Here is a 16,831-nt window from a genome sequence, read left to right on the forward strand (position 1 = left end):
GCAAAAATGGCAGATTGATGAGGTGAAGATAAATTGGAGCGGGCGAAGGGAATCGAACCCTCGTATAGAGCTTGGGAAGCTCTCGTTCTACCATTGAACTACGCCCGCTTCGAGATGCGTAAGGCATTATAAACCTTACGCTCTCCTTAGCAAGTGCCGCGCTGCTGACTGCTGATTAATTCGCCATCAGCATTTTGGCTTGCTGCCCTGAGGCGGCAAGTAACGTAGCGGATCAATTGCCGTTGCACGGTAACGAATCTGGAAATGCAGGCGAACCGATGCCGCATCAGTGCTCCCCATAGTGGCGATTTTTTGCCCAGCCTTCACGCTTTGCCCATTATTTACCAGCATCGTGTCATTATGGGCGTAAGCCGTAATGTAATCTTCACTGTGTTTAATCATGATGAGATTACCGTAGCCACGCAGCTGGTTGCCCACATACACCACCTTTCCTGCACCCGCGGCGTAAATAGGTGTACCCCGTGGAGCAGAGATATCAATCCCTTTATTGCCGCCATCAGCTGTCGAATACGGCATGATAACTTTCCCTGTCGTTGGCCATAACCAACAACGTTGCCCTACTGGCGGCCAGGAAGATTTCGGTACCGCTGATGACGGTGTAACCGATGCGGTTTTGGTCGTTGATTTGGCGGTTGCTTTACGTGTACTACTGCTATTTTTCGCCCCACCCAGTTTTAGTTTCTGACCAACTTCAATGGTGTAAGGGGGTGAAATGCCGTTCAGTCGCGCAAGTTCTTTTACGCTGGTTCCCGTGGTGCGCGAAATACGATATAGCGTATCCCCCCGTTTCACGGTGTAAACGGAGCCGGAATACGTTCCTGTATCGGATGATTTGCTACCCGAACAGCCCGCCAAAAGCAGTCCAATCGATAACAACATCACGATACCCAGAGATTTTTTATTCAGGCGTCCCGCACTCAAAATCTTTCCTCGCTTAAAAAACAAGACGCTATATCATAGCAGCCAGCCTCTGGATACCCAATCTCTCGCTTCTGGAAAAACGAGGTAATTGAGAAAGAGATTAATTTCATTTGGCAAAGGGAAGTATCATAAGCAAAATATTTGCCGTGGTGGTATCGAAGTTCCTGACTCTTTTACCCTATTTCCCATCCTGATGCGTAATAATCCTAATTTATCACATTGATTTTATCGCCACTCATATTGATACGTATCACTGTCCCTATTCAAAGTCCTGTTTCGTATCGTATCTGTATTTTTTTAACGTCATCACACTTCCTTCCTCCCCTAACGTTTATCGTCGTTTCTGGCGTAAATCTTGCCTGCTTAGACTAAATCTTTGCCATAAGAACCAAATGTTCAAATCGAGGGGATTTCTATGGAAGCGCGGGAAGCAACCGCTACGGGTGAATCATGCATGCGCGTCGATGCCATTGCTAAGGTCACTGGGCGGGCACGATATACTGACGATTATGTTATGGCGGGCATGTGTTACGCGAAATATGTACGTAGCCCTATCGCACATGGTTATGCCGTAAGTATTAATGATGAACAAGCCAGAAGTTTACCAGGCGTACTGGCAATTTTTACCTGGGAAGATGTACCTGATATCCCATTCGCTACAGCTGGGCATGCCTGGACACTTGACGAAAACAAGCGCGATACCGCCGATCGCGCACTGCTAACTCGCCATGTTCGTCATCATGGTGACGCCGTTGCCATCGTCGTGGCCCGTGATGAACTCACGGCAGAAAAAGCGGCGCAATTGGTCAGCATTGAGTGGCAAGAATTACCCGTTATCACCACGCCAGAAGCGGCGTTGGCAGAAGATGCTGCACCAATCCATAACGGCGGCAATTTACTAAAACAAAGCTCGATGTCGACGGGCAATGTCCAACAAACAATTGATGCCGCCGATCACCAGGTCCAGGGGCACTATCAGACGCCGGTCATTCAACATTGTCATATGGAAAGCGTGACATCGCTGGCATGGATGGAAGATGATTCACGAATTACCATCGTTTCCAGCACCCAGATCCCGCACATTGTTCGCCGCGTGGTTGGTCAGGCGCTGGGTATTCCCTGGTCATGCGTACGAGTCATCAAACCGTTTGTCGGTGGCGGTTTTGGTAATAAACAGGATGTGCTGGAAGAGCCCATGGCGGCTTTTCTGACCAGCAAGCTCGGCGGCATTCCGGTGAAAGTTTCCCTTAGCCGTGAAGAGTGTTTCCTCGCAACCCGTACCCGCCACGCTTTTACTATTGACGGGCAAATGGGCGTAAACCGAGACGGAACGTTGAAAGGCTATAGTCTGGATGTTCTGTCTAACACAGGCGCTTATGCATCTCACGGGCACTCCATCGCTTCTGCGGGCGGGAATAAAGTCGCTTACCTTTATCCTCGTTGTGCCTACGCTTACAGTTCAAAGACCTTTTATACCAACCTCCCCTCGGCTGGAGCGATGCGCGGTTATGGCGCGCCACAAGTCGTATTTGCCGTTGAGTCAATGCTTGATGACGCCGCGACAGCGTTAAATATTGATCCTATTGAAATTCGTTTACGCAACGCCGCCCGCGAAGGAGATGCTAATCCGCTCACGGGCAAACGTATTTACAGCGCAGGGTTGCCGGAGTGTCTTGAAAAAGGCCGGAAAATCTTTGAATGGGAAAAACGCCGTGCAGAATGCCAGAACCAGCAAGGCAATTTACGCCGCGGCGTTGGCGTCGCCTGTTTTAGCTACACCTCTAACACCTGGCCTGTCGGCGTAGAAATAGCAGGCGCGCGCCTTCTGATGAATCAGGATGGAACCATCAACGTGCAAAGCGGCGCAACGGAAATCGGTCAGGGGGCCGACACTGTCTTCTCGCAAATGGTAGCAGAAACCGTGGGGGTTCCGGTCAGCGACGTTCGCGTTATTTCAACCCAAGATACCGACATTACGCCGTTCGATCCCGGTGCATTTGCCTCACGCCAGAGCTATGTTGCCGCGCCTGCGCTGCGCAGTGCGGCACTGTTATTAAAGGAGAAAATCATCGCTCACGCCGCTGTCATGCTACATCAGTCAGCGATGAATCTTACCCTGATAAAAGGCCATATCGTGCTGGTTGAACGACCGGAGGAATCGTTATTGTCGTTAAAAGATCTGGCGATGGACGCCTTCTACCACCCTGAACGCGGCGGGCAGCTCTCTGCCGAAAGCTCCATCAAAACCACCACTAACCCACCGGCGTTTGGCTGTACCTTTGTTGATCTGACTGTCGATATTGCGCTGTGCAAAGTCACCATCAACCGCATCCTCAACGTTCATGATTCGGGCCATATTCTTAATCCGTTGCTGGCAGAAGGTCAGGTACACGGCGGAATGGGAATGGGCATTGGCTGGGCGCTATTTGAAGAAATGATCATCGATGCGAAAAGCGGCGTGGTCCGTAACCCCAATCTGCTGGATTACAAAATGCCCACCATGCCGGATCTGCCACAACTGGAAAGCGCGTTCGTCGAAATCAATGAGCCGCAATCCGCATACGGACATAAGTCACTGGGTGAACCACCCATAATTCCTGTTGCCGCTGCTATTCGTAACGCGGTGAAGATGGCTACCGGTGTTGCAATCAATACACTGCCGCTGACGCCAAAACGGTTATATGAAGAGTTCCATCTGGCAGGATTGATTTGAGGATAACATCATGTTTGATTTTGCTTCTTACCATCGCGCAGCAACCCTTGCCGATGCCATCAACCTGCTGGCTGACAACCCACAGGCCAAACTGCTCGCCGGTGGCACTGACGTACTGATTCAGCTCCACCATCACAATGACCGTTATCGCCATATTGTTGATATCCACAATCTGACGGAGCTTCGTGGAATTACGCTAGCGGAAGATGACTCGCTACGCATCGGCTCAGCAACGACATTTACCCAGCTCATTGAAGATCCTATAACTCAACGTCATCTCCCGGCGTTATGTGCTGCGGCTTCATCCATTGCCGGGCCGCAGATCCGTAACGTCGCTACCTACGGAGGAAATATTTGCAATGGAGCCACCAGCGCGGATTCTGCCACGCCAACGCTAATTTATGATGCGAAGCTGGAGATCCACTCCCCGCGCGGTGTTCGTTTCGTCCCGATTAATGGCTTCCACACCGGACCGGGCAAAGTGTCCCTTGAGCATGACGAAATCCTTGTCGCCTTTCATTTTCCGCCCCAGCCGAAAGAACACGCAGGCAGCGCCCATTTTAAATATGCCATGCGCGATGCGATGGATATTTCAACGATTGGCTGTGCCGCACATTGCCGACTGGATAACGGCAATTTCAGCGAATTACGCCTGGCATTTGGCGTTGCCGCGCCAACGCCGATTCGCTGCCAACATGCCGAACAAACTGCACAAAATGCGCCATTAAACCTGCAAACGCTGGAAGCCATCAGCGAATCAGTCCTGCAGGATGTCGCCCCGCGTTCTTCATGGCGGGCCAGCAAAGAGTTTCGTCTGCATCTCATCCAGACGATGACCAAAAAAGTGATTAGCGAAGCCGTCGCCGCGGCGGGGGGAAAATTGCAATGAATCACAGCGAAACAATTACCATCGAATGCACCATTAACGGGATACCTTTTCAGCTTCACGCCGCGCCAGGCACGCCGCTCTCGGAATTACTCCGCGAACAAGGGCTGCTAAGCGTCAAGCAAGGTTGCTGCGTGGGTGAATGTGGTGCCTGTACGGTGCTGGTCGACGGTACTGCGATAGACAGTTGCTTATACCTTGCCGCCTGGGCTGAAGGCAAAGAAATCCGCACGCTGGAAGGTGAAGCGAAAGGCGGAAAACTTTCTCATGTCCAGCAAGCTTATGCGAAATCCGGCGCGGTGCAGTGCGGGTTTTGTACGCCTGGCCTGATTATGGCTACCACGGCAATGCTGGCGAAACCACGCGAGAAGCCATTAACTATTACGGAGATTCGTCGCGGCCTGGCGGGAAATCTTTGTCGCTGCACGGGGTATCAGATGATTGTAAATACAGTTCTGGATTGCGAGAAAACGAAGTAAAAGGATATCCGGCCTGAACTCAGGGCGGATTCACTGAGGTTATGCGTTTAACAACTCATATTTCTTTATCTTGCGATAGAGCGTAGCAATGCCGATACCCAGTTCATCAGCAACTTGCTTCTTGCTGTTATGACGTGAAAGTGCCTCGCGGATCATTTGCTTTTCCATCTCCTCCAGCGCCGTGCCGCCCGCATCATCGAGTGTCAAGTGCGCCTCGCTGACCTCTGTTACATCACTTTGCTCTGTTGTGCCATTATTCAGCAAATTTGGAGGCAATAGCGTGCTGTCGATAACTTCACCTGAAGGAACAACGTTAACCAGATATTCCATTAAATTGCTTAACTCGCGCAGGTTTCCGGGCCAACGATGCTTACGCAATATCTCGACGACATCGGGAGCAATACCCGGATAAACCGATCCCAGACGACGGGTATGCAGATGTAAAAAGTAATGTACCAGCAGTTCAATATCTTCCTGACGTTCACGCAGCGGTGGAAGAGTGATCGGGATAACATTAAGTCGGTAGAAGAGATCTTCGCGGAATTTACCTTCGGCGATGAACTGGGCCAAATTCTGGTTAGTTGCAGAAATAATACGGATGTCGACCTGAATTGGGCTACTGGCACCAATCGGCAGTATTTCACGCGCCTCAATAGCGCGCAGTAATTTAGCCTGCAACATTAACGGCATATCACCAATTTCATCGAGAAACAGCGTGCCCGTATTCGCCGCCTGAATCAACCCTGTTTTACCGTTGGCTGAAGCGCCAGTAAATGCGCCTTTAACATAACCGAATAGTTCGCTCTCCAGAAGTTGTTCAGGAATCGCGGCACAGTTGATAGCAATAAAGGGTTTATTTCGTCTTCCACTCAACTTATGGATTGCACGCGCGACGACTTCTTTACCCGTGCCGCTTTCACCAACCACCATAACGCTGGATGGGCTGGGCGCAATACGGCTAATGAGTCGTTTTAATTGCCGCATAACACGGCACTCGCCAACCAATTGTTCAATATGCGGTTCATCAGGTGCATTTGCTACAGAAAAACTGGTATGCGATTGGTGAAACGCCATTAAAAATAATTGTCTGCCCTGAATGTTATGCAATTGACCAATGATTAATTCACTTTTATCGTCCCACGAAACAATATGTTGCATATGTCCGTGGGTAAAATTACTCTCAAATGTTAATGGTCTGAAACGGATAGGTTTCCCAATAATATTATTTTGCACAACACCGAGTGTTTTTAAGGCCGTCTGATTAACAAACTGAACCCGATTATCGTCATCAACAACTAATACGCCCTGATCCATATTATCGATCATGGTCGCGAATATTTTACTGATGTTATCTCCTGGTCCCTGATCCTCCAGAAGTTTCGAAACAAAAATGGTGGATATATGGCGAACGTAATCAGAAAACTCGCGTAAATTATCACTGATATGTTCTTGTTGCTCGTGGGTAACTGCAATCAAACTTATCACCCCAACACAACGATCCTGTAAAATGACAGGCGTACCCAGAAATGCTTTTTCGCGACAATTATCTTTATTATCGCAACCTTCGCAAAGGGGATCGAAGCGAGACTGTGTCACAACTTTTTCAGTTTTCGTTTCCAGGACGTGGCGGAGCAGGCGTGAGTTGCCGCTCAACTGGCGGCCAAGAAACTTCCCATACGCGCCCGTTCCGGCGACGCGACACAAGTTTTCATCAACGATCTCAACCTCAAGCTGCAAAACGCTGGCAAGCATTCTGGCAAAACGCTGAATTGTCGGTTGAATTTGCATCAATACTGACTGCGTAGTAGCAAGCTCCATAGCTTTACCTTCCAGACTTACTTAAAAGTCGATCATTGAAGACGTTGATGGTTCACAGATCATCATGATATTAACTCAGGCGAAATTGGCTTTGATAAAAACATAAGGTTTTTATCACTTTCTAATGAAATTATGGAAGAGATATCACATTTCTATATCAATATGAGAATTACAGCGGTGAGTTTATCAAACTGACGAGGGATAGCCTGCCCCTTTATCTTATTTCTGATACTTAGCAGCAAATAAACAACGCAATAAAAAAAGCCAAACGTTTTCGTATTTTACACACAACCGGAAGCTGGCATCAATTTGTGATCTACACCACACATTACCCGTCAAATTAGTCTTTTATAGCCGCGTGGATAATTCTGGCACACTTATTGTTAGTCCCTGGTATAGCTGTGAAAACACCAATCACTTTGGCAAGTCACAGTGAAATAAACCACTTTGCCTGTCATTCCACTACCGGGACTTTATGATGAAAACTGTTAATGAGCTGATTAAGGATATCAATTCGCTGACCTCTCACCTTCACGAGAAAGATTTTTTGTTAACGTGGGAACAGACGCCTGATGAACTGAAACAAGTACTGGACGTTGCCGCAGCATTAAAAGCACTGCGTGCTGAAAACATCTCAACCAAAGTCTTTAATAGTGGATTAGGTATTTCCGTATTCCGCGACAACTCCACCCGTACCCGCTTCTCTTATGCTTCCGCGCTTAACCTGCTCGGCCTTGCACAGCAAGATCTCGACGAAGGCAAATCACAAATCGCTCACGGCGAAACCGTACGTGAAACCGCCAATATGATCTCCTTCTGCGCCGACGCTATTGGTATTCGTGACGATATGTATCTGGGCGCAGGTAACGCCTATATGCGTGAAGTTGGCGCTGCGCTTGATGACGGCTACAAGCAGGGCGTGCTTCCACAGCGTCCGGCTTTAGTGAACCTGCAATGCGATATCGACCATCCGACTCAGTCAATGGCTGACCTGGCATGGTTGCGTGAACACTTTGGTTCGCTCGAAAACCTGAAAGGTAAAAAAATCGCCATGACCTGGGCATACTCCCCAAGCTACGGCAAACCGCTCTCTGTACCGCAAGGCATTATCGGCCTGATGACCCGCTTCGGTATGGATGTCACCCTGGCCCATCCGGAAGGCTACGATTTGATCCCGGATGTAGTTGAAGTAGCTAAAAATAATGCTAAAGCCTCTGGCGGTAGCTTCCGTCAGGTCACCAGCATGGAAGAAGCCTTCAAAGACGCAGACATCGTTTATCCGAAGTCATGGGCACCTTACAAAGTGATGGAAGAGCGTACTGAACTGCTGCGTGCGAACGATCACGAAGGCTTAAAAGCACTGGAAAAACAGTGTCTGGCACAGAACGCGCAACACAAAGACTGGCATTGCACTGAAGAGATGATGGAACTGACCCGTGATGGCGAAGCCCTGTACATGCACTGCCTGCCAGCAGATATCAGCGGCGTATCCTGCAAAGAAGGTGAAGTCACTGAAGGCGTATTCGAAAAATACCGTATCGCGACCTACAAAGAAGCCAGCTGGAAGCCATACATCATCGCAGCAATGATCCTTTCCCGTAAATATTCCAAACCAGGCGCACTGCTCGAACAACTGCTGAAAGAAGCGCAAGAACGCGTGAAATAACCCCCTCGGGCCGATCGACAGGTCGGCTCTCTATTTCCAGAGGCCAAAAGGATAGGATATGTCCGTTTTCTCATTGAAGATTGATATCGCCGATAACAAATTTTTCAACGGCGAAACATCACCGCTCTTTTCGCAAAGCCAGGCAAAACTGGCGCGCCAGTTCCACCAGAAAATTGCTGGCTATCGCCCAACACCACTTTGCGCGCTGGACGATCTCGCAAACCTTTTTGGGGTGAAAAAAATTCTCGTTAAGGACGAATCAAAACGATTCGGTCTGAACGCATTCAAAATGCTCGGCGGCGCATATGCCATCGCTCAGTTGTTGTGCGAAAAATATCATCTTGATATCGAAACACTGTCATTCGAGCATCTGAAAAGTGCCATCGGCGAAAAAATGACATTTGCTACAACGACCGACGGCAACCACGGGCGCGGTGTTGCCTGGGCAGCACAGCAACTCGGTCAGAACGCGGTAATTTACATGCCGAAAGGTTCCGCTCAGGAACGCGTTGACGCCATTCTGAACCTCGGAGCCGAGTGCATCGTCACTGATATGAACTATGACGATACCGTTCGTCTGACCATGCAACACGCGCAGCAACACGGCTGGGAAGTGGTGCAAGATACCGCCTGGGAAGGCTACACCAAAATCCCAACCTGGATCATGCAGGGCTATGCCACTCTGGCAGATGAAGCCGTCGAGCAAATGCGTGAAATGGGCGTAACCCCAACTCACGTTCTGCTGCAAGCCGGTGTCGGCGCGATGGCCGGCGGCGTACTGGGTTATCTGGTCGACGTCTACAGCCCGCAAAATCTGCACAGCATTATTGTTGAACCTGACAAAGCTGACTGTATCTATCGTTCTGGTGTCAAAGGCGACATCGTCAACGTTGGCGGCGATATGGCCACTATCATGGCGGGCCTGGCTTGCGGCGAACCTAACCCACTGGGCTGGGAAATCCTACGTAACTGCGCCACCCAATTCATCTCCTGCCAGGACAGCGTTGCCGCATTAGGTATGCGCGTGCTGGGTAATCCGTACGGCAACGACCCGCGCATCATCTCCGGTGAATCCGGCGCTGTCGGTTTAGGCGTTCTCGCGGCGGTTCATTATCACCCGCAACGTCAAAGCCTGATGGAAAAACTGGCGCTGAACAAAGATGCAGTGGTGCTGGTTATCAGCACTGAAGGCGACACCGACGTGAAGCACTACCGCGAAGTTGTCTGGGAAGGCAAACACTCTGTAGCACCTTAATCACCCTATTGGAACTGCTCCCCGCCAAACGGGGAGTAAAAAATCTGGAGAAAAATAATGGCTAAGAATATTCCATTCAAACTGATTCTTGAAAAAGCAAAAGATTACCAGGCAGACATGACTCGCTTTCTGCGCGATATGGTTGCTATTCCCAGTGAAAGCTGCGATGAAAAACGCGTAGTACATCGTATTAAAGAAGAGATGGAAAAAGTCGGCTTCGATAAAGTTGAAATCGACCCGATGGGCAACGTTCTCGGTTATATCGGCCACGGCCCGCGTCTGGTGGCAATGGACGCTCATATTGATACCGTCGGCATTGGCAACATCAAAAACTGGGACTTCGATCCGTACGAAGGCATGGAAACTGATGAGCTGATCGGCGGCCGTGGTACTTCCGACCAGGAAGGCGGCATGGCATCTATGGTTTATGCCGGTAAAATCATTAAAGACCTCGGTCTGGAAGATGAATACACCCTGCTGGTCACCGGCACTGTGCAGGAAGAAGACTGCGACGGTCTGTGCTGGCAGTACATTATTGAACAATCTGGCATTCGCCCGGAATTTGTGGTCAGTACCGAACCAACCGACTGCCAGGTATATCGTGGTCAACGCGGTCGTATGGAAATTCGCATTGATGTTCAGGGCGTTAGCTGCCACGGCTCTGCGCCAGAACGCGGTGATAACGCCATTTTCAAAATGGGTCCGATTCTTGGCGAATTGCAGGAGCTCTCCCAGCGCCTGGGCTATGACGAATTCCTCGGCAAAGGCACCCTCACCGTTTCTGAAATCTTCTTCACATCTCCAAGCCGTTGCGCTGTAGCAGACAGCTGTGCAGTTTCAATTGACCGTCGTCTGACCTGGGGCGAAACCTGGGAAGGCGCGCTGGACGAAATCCGCGCCCTGCCTGCGGTACAGAAAGCTAACGCGGTTGTTTCTATGTACAACTACGACCGTCCTTCCTGGACTGGCCTGGTTTACCCAACCGAATGCTACTTCCCGACCTGGAAAGTGGAAGAAGATCACTTCACTGTTAAAGCCCTGGTGAACGCCTACGAAGGGCTGTTTGGCAAAGCGCCGGTTGTTGATAAGTGGACCTTCTCAACTAACGGCGTCTCCATCATGGGTCGTCACGGCATTCCGGTGATCGGTTTTGGCCCTGGTAAAGAACCTGAAGCGCACGCACCTAACGAAAAAACCTGGAAATCTCACCTGGTGACCTGTGCCGCTATGTACGCTGCAATCCCGTTAAGCTGGCTGGCAACCGAATAATTATTCTTCACTTATTCCCCTCCGGTTCGCCGGAGGGTTTTTGGAGTTTGCTATGCGCGTATTGATCAAAAACGGCACTATCGTTAACGCAGATGGACAAGCCAAACAGGATTTGCTGATTGAAAGCGGGATTGTTCGCCAGTTGGGCACCGATATTTCGCCGCAGCTCCCTTATGAAGAAATTGATGCTACTGGCTGTTACGTTTTCCCTGGCGGCGTAGATGTCCATACACACTTCAATATTGATGTCGGCATCGCGCGCAGTTGTGATGATTTTTTTACCGGTACCCGCGCAGCTGCGTGTGGCGGTACAACAACCATTATTGACCATATGGGATTTGGACCAAATGGCTGCCGATTACGCCATCAACTGGAAGTTTATCGTGGTTATGCCGCCCATAAAGCGGTTATTGACTACAGCTTTCACGGTGTTATCCAGCACATTAATCATGCCATCCTCGACGAAATTCCGATGATGGTCGAAGAAGGGCTGAGCAGTTTTAAACTCTATTTAACCTATCAATATAAACTCAACGATGATGAAGTGTTGCAGGCATTACGCCGCTTGCATGAGTCCGGCGCGCTGACCACCGTGCACCCGGAAAATGATGCAGCTATCGCCAGCAAGCGGGCGGAGTTTATCGCCGCAGGGTTAACCGCGCCGCGCTATCACGCCTTGAGTCGCCCTCTGGAATGCGAAGCGGAAGCCATCGCCCGCATGATTAACCTGGCACAAATTGCCGGTAACGCCCCGCTCTATATCGTCCACCTGTCTAACGGCTTAGGTCTGGATTATCTGCGTCTTGCCCGTGCGAATCACCAGCCAGTCTGGGTTGAAACCTGCCCACAATATCTCCTGTTGGACGAACGCAGTTACGATACAGAAGATGGCATGAAGTTCATTCTTAGCCCACCGCTGCGTAACGTACGCGAGCAGGACAAACTGTGGTGTGGCATCAGCGATGGTGCGATTGACGTGGTGGCGACCGATCACTGCACCTTCTCGATGGCTCAACGCCTGCAAATTTCTAAAGGCGATTTCAGTCGCTGCCCAAATGGCTTACCCGGTGTGGAAAACCGCATGCAGTTACTGTTTTCCAGTGGCGTGATGACGGGACGAATCACACCGGAGCGTTTTGTTGAATTGACCAGTGCGATGCCCGCCAGGCTATTTGGCCTGTGGCCACAAAAAGGATTATTAGCGCCCGGCTCAGATGGTGATGTGGTAATTATCGACCCACGTCAGAGTCAACAAATTCAACACCGCCATCTCCACGACAACGCCGACTACTCGCCCTGGGAGGGTTTTACCTGTCAGGGCGCAATTGTCAGAACATTATCCCGTGGTGAAACGATTTTCTGTGACGGCATCTTTACAGGTAAAGCCGGGCGAGGTCGTTTCCTGCGACGCAAACCGTTTGTCCCTCCCGTGCTCTAACCACTGCCAGGGATCTATACACAATCAAGAATGATGAGTGAGGAAAAATGAGTAAGAAAATTGTTCTCGCCCTGGGCGGGAATGCGCTGGGCGACGATCTAGCCGGACAAATGAAAGCGGTAAAAATTACGTCTCAGGCAATTGTTGATTTAATTGCCCAAGGACATGAGGTCATCGTCACTCATGGTAACGGGCCGCAGGTAGGCATGATTAACCAGGCCTTTGAAGCCGCGGCAAAAACTGAAGCGCACTCGCCAATGCTGCCGATGTCCGTCTGTGTTGCCTTAAGCCAGGGTTATATTGGTTACGATCTACAAAACGCCTTGAGAGAAGAACTGCTTTCCCGTGGCATTAATAAACCTGTAGCAACGCTGGTTACCCAGGTCGAAGTAGATGCTAACGATCCGGCCTTCCTCAACCCGACCAAACCAATCGGTTCGTTCTTTACCGAGCAGGAAGCCGAGCAACTGACAAAACAGGGCTACACTCTGAAAGAAGATGCCGGTCGCGGCTATCGCCGTGTCGTTGCTTCACCAAAACCGGTTGATATTATTGAAAAAGAAACGGTTAAAGCGCTGGTTGAAGCAGGCCAGGTGGTGATCACCGTTGGCGGCGGAGGTATTCCTGTGATTCGTGAAGGTAACCATCTGCGTGGTGCCAGCGCGGTTATCGATAAAGACTGGGCCAGTGCCCGTTTAGCAGAAATGATTGATGCCGATATGCTGATCATTCTGACCGCGGTAGAAAAAGTGGCCATTAACTTCGGTAAAGAGAATGAGCAGTGGCTCGACCGCCTGTCATTGGTCGATGCTGAACGCTTTATCGAAGAAGGTCATTTTGCGAAAGGTTCTATGCTGCCTAAAGTGGAAGCAGCCGCCTCGTTTGCTCGCTCTCGCGCTGGACGCGAAGCACTGATTACCGTATTGAGCAAAGCGAAAGAAGGGATTGAAGGCAAAACCGGAACGGTGATTTGTCAGTAATTTAAAGGCCGGGTGGGTAATACCATCCGGCCATTTTCATTTAAGCCACTTCCAGCACTTCTTTTGTCGCTTTAACGCCCTGATGCATCAACATCATTAACGCCTCAAGTACGCCGCCGCCAATTGCCCGGGCTTTATCAGAAACGCTGGTGAAATCAGCCGTTTCACCACGTGGATCGATATCACCAATTTTAAAACCACCGACCACCGCCAGTCCGTCGTTCAACAAGCCACGCACCATCCCCGTCAACGGTGCTTTAATTTCATGCTCACCAATCCAGGCAATCACATCGCCCTCTTTCACCAGATCGCCTAATTTCACGTTGGATCGCATAATGCCTGCAGCAGGAGCACGGATCACCCGTCGGGTGGTATGCCCCATAATATTGCCGGGAACACCGGTATTCTCCTGCGCACAACCAGAGTAAATCACCTGACCGAGCCAGTGCCCGCGATTTGTTTCAATTACCGCATGGCAATCCTTCCCAGCAGTAAAGCCCGGCCCAAGCGCGATTGTTACTGGTGCCATATCTGCCCGCGTACCCAAATTCTGTTTCGCCAGAATAGCGTCCACCACGCAAAGCGGTTTCAGTTCATCAAGCAATGAACAGGCGGGATCTACCATCACAGGGATGAATCCGCGTTCGGTAAGTTTCATCGCTTCCGCAGAGCTGGTTGCCAGGCGGGCAGTGACGCCTTCGACCGTCATTTCGCCATCGAACACGGCCTGGGCAAACGCCACGGTACAACGAATCACTGTCGGTTTTTCCACTTCCAGCATGATCACTTTAAAACCCGCATGATACAGACGTAGCGCCACACCACTGGCGATATCCCCCGCACCGCGAATCACCACCAGCTGGTGTCCGGAAGGATGAGAAGGTTTCATCATCAGCCCACCCGGCGCGTTATTTTTCACCTGTAATATTTCTGCCAGCACGCTGATGGCGATCTCCTGCGGCGTTTCCGCACCTATGTTGTAACCTACGGGCGCATGTAAACGGGCAATATGTTCTTCAGCCACGCCTTTCTCACGCAATTGACGTAGGAAAAGCTGAACCTTGCGGCGACTTGCTAGCAACCCCAGCCATGCAATGGGCTGTTCAATGAGTTTGTCGAGGGCTTCACGATCCTGATTATTCGTGGCAATCAGGACAAAATTATCAGGGCGAATATCCAGTGCTTCCACTGCCGCACCAAACGACTCAGCATGGAGAAGCGTGGTTGATGGTGGGAATAATTCAGGATTAAGGCTTTCGCGATAAATATCGGCAACGGCAATATCAAATCCTAATAGCGCCGCACTCTGGGCTATCGCCCGGTTGACATGCCCCGCGCCAATCAACACCAGACGAGGACGCATACCATGGACGCTGATAAACACGGACATTGCACCTCCACAATCTGACCCGACAGCATCCACACCGTTACGAGCCATACGTCCATGGAATAATCGCGGCTTACGTTCCTGCAATGCCTGAAGCGACTCTTCAATCACCTTCCGCTCAACCATTCCACCACCAATTGTACCGACGATAGAACCATCGGCGCGCACTAACATTTGTGCAGAATGGCGGGGAGTCGAGCCTCGGCTATCAACAATTTGCGCCATCGCAAACGGACAATTTTGCTCTTCAAGTTTTGCAGCCTCTGTGAAAATATTCATACCAACCTCAATGGATATCCTTTCAGTAACCCGGAATACCCGGGCCGCTAATTCACAAATCTGCGCGCGATTGCAGGATGTTCTTGTATATCGCCCAGCCAGATTGCCTCTACGTCGTGTTGTTGCAGCGGTTGAAGGAGCTCGCTTTGCGCAATCGCATTCTCACATTGAGAAAAACGGTTAATGAACCAGACTCGCCGACAACCTTGCGGTACGTTTTTAAATGCGCCCTGAGGGTGGCGAACCAGCGCAACGAGATCGCTCAGTTGCAAGGTTGCATCAGGTGTTAACCCGGTAATATCAGCAAACTGCGACCAGCGATGGACATTTTCTGTGCTCACTTTCGCACCCAAAATATGTCCTCCCATCACAGCAATCACGCAGCAACTGCTTTTGGGTATGCAAGGTTCGTGCTCATCAGGCGCTTTTAACGGCATTCCACGCGAGCCATCTGCCTCAATGAGAATTACGTCACACTCTGGTCGTTGCACCAGTGCATCAATCGCTTCTGGCATAAATCCCTGCACTTTTCCCTGGTTCGCTTTCCAGCTGTGAAAACAAAATGAAATGGGGGATGTAAGAGACGCATGAGGAAGCATGGCGGGATCACGACAGAAAACCACGGGCCAGTGAGACGTTGGCATAAACATATGTGTCGTCGTAGTGATTAACACACGCCTGCCGCTAGCCTGGAGCAGTTCTGCCAGCCCAAAAAGCAAGCTGGTTTTCCCCCCAGCCCCAACAACAGAAATCACAGTGGGGCGTTTCTGCGCGCCTAAATCAATGAATAATGCCGATGGGTCAACTATACTTTTCACGAGTCTTTATGACCTCTCTGGGATAAATTATCCCCAACTTAATCCATCAGGAAGTAACGCAATTATCAGGCGTTATTAGCCCCTATAAATAATGGAACCACTATGTCAGCCATCGACTGTATAATTACCGCTGCCGGATTATCATCAAGAATGGGGCAATGGAAAATGATGTTACCCTGGCAACAAGGAACAATTCTTGATGCAAGTATCAAAAATGCGTTGCAGTTTTGTAGCCGAATTATTTTAGTCACCGGCTATCGTGGTAATGAACTGCACGAACGTTATGCGAACCAGAGTAATATCACTATTATCCACAACCCAAATTATGCGCAGGGTTTACTGACATCAGTAAAGGCCGCAGTACCCGCGGTGCAAACCGAACATTGTTTTCTCACCCACGGTGACATGCCAACCCTCACCATCGATATTTTTAGAAAAATCTGGTCGTTACGTAATGATGGCGCAATACTGCCACTCCATAAAGGTATCCCCGGCCATCCGATTTTAGTGTCAAAGCCATGCCTGATGCAGGCAACCCAGCGACCCAATGTCACCAATATGCGTCAGGCACTCCTTATGGGAGAACATTATTCCGTCGAAATAGAGAATGCAGAAATAATTTTAGATATTGATACTCCGGACGACTTTATTACAGCGCAAAAAAGGTATACTGAAATTTAGAAAACGTAGTTAAACGTTTGCGTTCAAATATTTAAACCATCCAGCCTGCTTTATCATTATGATAAGGAATCACTGATTTTGAGAAAAGAGAAAAAGTGATAAATGGGCTGGTAATAATAATTTCCAGGAGTGATTTTAATTCTCATTTGGCACCTGTGAGTTCATTCACAAAAAGCCCTTAAGTTTCGAGCCGCCTCACATTTTTTTATATTTCCCGCCA

Annotated in this window: 13 protein-coding genes and 1 tRNA gene; 9 read left to right on the forward strand and 5 right to left on the reverse strand. The window is 49.9% G+C overall.

Features of this window, described 5'->3' with window-relative positions; genetic code table 11:
* Positions 1–34: 34 nt before the first annotated feature.
* A tRNA-Gly gene (locus ATB02_RS11560) sits at positions 35–108 on the reverse strand.
* A gap of 78 nt (positions 109–186) precedes the next feature.
* Complete coding sequence (actS, locus tag ATB02_RS11565) at positions 187–942, reverse strand: amidase activator ActS (protein ID WP_001352963.1); 756 nt, start codon at positions 940–942, stop codon at positions 187–189.
* Positions 943–1,357: 415 nt separating this feature from the next.
* On the opposite strand from actS, the gene xdhA reads away from it, so the two are divergent.
* The 3 genes from xdhA to xdhC are packed head-to-tail and all read left to right on the forward strand — an operon-like array spanning position 1,358 to position 5,020.
* The gene (gene xdhA / locus ATB02_RS11575) at positions 1,358–3,655 is read left to right on the forward strand and encodes a xanthine dehydrogenase molybdenum-binding subunit XdhA (protein ID WP_105271604.1); all 2,298 of its coding nucleotides are present in this window, start codon (positions 1,358–1,360) and stop codon (positions 3,653–3,655) included.
* 10 nt (positions 3,656–3,665) lie between these two features.
* Positions 3,666–4,544, forward strand: coding sequence for a xanthine dehydrogenase FAD-binding subunit XdhB (gene xdhB, locus ATB02_RS11580; protein ID WP_000459196.1), 879 nt, complete (start codon positions 3,666–3,668; stop codon positions 4,542–4,544).
* Positions 4,541–5,020 (forward strand): xanthine dehydrogenase iron sulfur-binding subunit XdhC, encoded by a 480-nt coding sequence (gene xdhC / locus ATB02_RS11585; protein WP_001016587.1) that lies wholly within the window; start codon positions 4,541–4,543, stop codon positions 5,018–5,020. Before xdhB ends, xdhC begins: the two co-directional genes overlap by 4 nt.
* A 39-nt stretch (positions 5,021–5,059) precedes the next feature.
* Here xdhC and ATB02_RS11590 read toward each other — a convergent pair whose 3' ends face one another.
* The gene (locus ATB02_RS11590; protein ID WP_032185056.1) at positions 5,060–6,838 is read right to left on the reverse strand and encodes a sigma-54 interaction domain-containing protein; all 1,779 of its coding nucleotides are present in this window, start codon (positions 6,836–6,838) and stop codon (positions 5,060–5,062) included.
* A 478-nt stretch (positions 6,839–7,316) separates the two neighbouring features.
* On the opposite strand from ATB02_RS11590, the gene ygeW reads away from it, so the two are divergent.
* Genes ygeW through arcC form a run of 5 tightly spaced genes read left to right on the forward strand, consistent with a single transcriptional unit; the run spans position 7,317 to position 13,446 of the window.
* Positions 7,317–8,504 carry a knotted carbamoyltransferase YgeW gene (gene ygeW / locus ATB02_RS11595; protein WP_001360948.1) on the forward strand — a complete coding sequence of 396 codons (1,188 nt, stop codon included), beginning with the start codon at positions 7,317–7,319 and terminating at the stop codon, positions 8,502–8,504.
* 58 nt (positions 8,505–8,562) lie between these two features.
* On the forward strand, positions 8,563–9,759 hold the full coding sequence (dpaL, locus tag ATB02_RS11600; protein ID WP_000110502.1) for a diaminopropionate ammonia-lyase: 1,197 nt from the start codon (positions 8,563–8,565) through the stop codon (positions 9,757–9,759).
* A 57-nt stretch (positions 9,760–9,816) separates the two neighbouring features.
* Positions 9,817–11,028, forward strand: coding sequence for a YgeY family selenium metabolism-linked hydrolase (locus ATB02_RS11605; RefSeq protein ID WP_001107125.1), 1,212 nt, complete (start codon positions 9,817–9,819; stop codon positions 11,026–11,028).
* Between the two features lie 52 nt (positions 11,029–11,080).
* Complete coding sequence (gene hyuA / locus ATB02_RS11610) at positions 11,081–12,466, forward strand: D-phenylhydantoinase (RefSeq protein WP_105271652.1); 1,386 nt, start codon at positions 11,081–11,083, stop codon at positions 12,464–12,466.
* Positions 12,467–12,513: 47 nt separating this feature from the next.
* Positions 12,514–13,446 (forward strand): carbamate kinase, encoded by a 933-nt coding sequence (arcC, locus tag ATB02_RS11615; protein WP_105271605.1) that lies wholly within the window; start codon positions 12,514–12,516, stop codon positions 13,444–13,446.
* 40 nt (positions 13,447–13,486) lie between these two features.
* Here the strand turns inward: arcC and yqeB are convergent, their stop codons facing one another.
* Positions 13,487–15,112: a selenium-dependent molybdenum cofactor biosynthesis protein YqeB gene (gene yqeB / locus ATB02_RS11620; RefSeq protein WP_001020405.1), complete on the reverse strand. Its 1,626-nt coding sequence runs from the start codon at positions 15,110–15,112 to the stop codon at positions 13,487–13,489.
* Positions 15,113–15,159: 47 nt separating this feature from the next.
* Positions 15,160–15,930 (reverse strand): selenium cofactor biosynthesis protein YqeC, encoded by a 771-nt coding sequence (gene yqeC / locus ATB02_RS11625; RefSeq protein WP_105271606.1) that lies wholly within the window; start codon positions 15,928–15,930, stop codon positions 15,160–15,162.
* A gap of 102 nt (positions 15,931–16,032) precedes the next feature.
* Between yqeC and mocA the strand changes: the two genes are divergently transcribed.
* Positions 16,033–16,611 carry a molybdenum cofactor cytidylyltransferase gene (mocA, locus tag ATB02_RS11630; protein ID WP_001272839.1) on the forward strand — a complete coding sequence of 193 codons (579 nt, stop codon included), beginning with the start codon at positions 16,033–16,035 and terminating at the stop codon, positions 16,609–16,611.
* The last annotated feature ends 220 nt before the right edge of the window (positions 16,612–16,831 follow it).

It is taken from the genome of Escherichia sp. MOD1-EC5189, from assembly GCF_002966045.1.
Taxonomy (GTDB): Bacteria; Pseudomonadota; Gammaproteobacteria; order Enterobacterales; family Enterobacteriaceae; genus Escherichia; species Escherichia coli_F.

Bases quoted from the DNA above. Each gene is read 5' to 3' on its own strand.
- arcC (WP_105271605.1), top strand. From the start codon at position 12,514: ATGAGTAAGAAAATTGTTCTCGCCCTGGGCGGGAATGCGCTGGGCGAC.
- xdhB (WP_000459196.1), top strand. From the start codon at position 3,666: ATGTTTGATTTTGCTTCTTACCATCGCGCAGCAACCCTTGCCGATGCC.
- xdhA (WP_105271604.1), top strand. From the start codon at position 1,358: ATGGAAGCGCGGGAAGCAACCGCTACGGGTGAATCATGCATGCGCGTC.
- xdhC (WP_001016587.1), top strand. From the start codon at position 4,541: ATGAATCACAGCGAAACAATTACCATCGAATGCACCATTAACGGGATA.
- ATB02_RS11590 (WP_032185056.1), bottom strand. From the start codon at position 6,838: ATGGAGCTTGCTACTACGCAGTCAGTATTGATGCAAATTCAACCGACA.
- ygeW (WP_001360948.1), top strand. From the start codon at position 7,317: ATGAAAACTGTTAATGAGCTGATTAAGGATATCAATTCGCTGACCTCT.
- mocA (WP_001272839.1), top strand. From the start codon at position 16,033: ATGTCAGCCATCGACTGTATAATTACCGCTGCCGGATTATCATCAAGA.
- ATB02_RS11605 (WP_001107125.1), top strand. From the start codon at position 9,817: ATGGCTAAGAATATTCCATTCAAACTGATTCTTGAAAAAGCAAAAGAT.
- dpaL (WP_000110502.1), top strand. From the start codon at position 8,563: ATGTCCGTTTTCTCATTGAAGATTGATATCGCCGATAACAAATTTTTC.
- hyuA (WP_105271652.1), top strand. From the start codon at position 11,081: ATGCGCGTATTGATCAAAAACGGCACTATCGTTAACGCAGATGGACAA.
- yqeB (WP_001020405.1), bottom strand. From the start codon at position 15,112: ATGAATATTTTCACAGAGGCTGCAAAACTTGAAGAGCAAAATTGTCCG.